We start from the raw sequence: 575 nt of genomic DNA on the forward strand, positions 1-575 counted from the left end.
GTCGAGATCGAAGCCGAGCGCATCGGCGGCGTCACCGAGGGCGGCGAGCGTCGCGGGGTATTGCTGATGCTGGTCGCACTCACGGCCGATCAGCGCAATCGTCATGAGCGGCCCGATCGCGCGCGATGCGGCCTCTTCCGTGGATCGCCATCTTCCATAGCGATCTCGATGCGCTTGCAAAACCACGCCCGAACCATCTTCGACGAGCTGTGCGCTATCGGCTCCATGAGCGACGCGCAACATCTCCACGTCTTCGGCGCATTGCGTAGGAAACGCATCGAACGATTGCACGAGGAGCACGATATCGCGCGTGCGCGCCAGTGCAAAAATCTCATGGCATGGTTCGGCAGCATCGGGCAAACCCGTGCGCGTGCGCCAGATCAGACCGCTCACGACTAACCGTCCATCCGCTGTGACATGCTGATGCGCATCGGGAAACCGCTGTTCGTCGAAATTCACGCCTGCGCAACGGAGTTCAGCATTCAAAGTCCGGGCGAACAGCGCGGGAAGGGCGCCGAATTGCGCCGGCTCGGGGGTAGCGTCTTCGATGAGATAGAGCATGGAAGGCCATCCGA

The 575-nt window shown here is 61.9% G+C and carries 1 protein-coding gene; it reads left to right on the forward strand.

The genetic code is table 11. From position 1 onward, the window contains the following. Window positions 1-399: hypothetical protein (locus AWB65_RS37600; RefSeq protein WP_235008145.1), on the forward strand; the 399-nt coding region annotated here is incomplete at its 5' end. Window positions 400-575 lie beyond the last annotated feature (176 nt).

Source organism: Caballeronia humi, from assembly GCF_001544475.1.
GTDB lineage: Bacteria > Pseudomonadota > Gammaproteobacteria > Burkholderiales > Burkholderiaceae > Caballeronia > Caballeronia humi.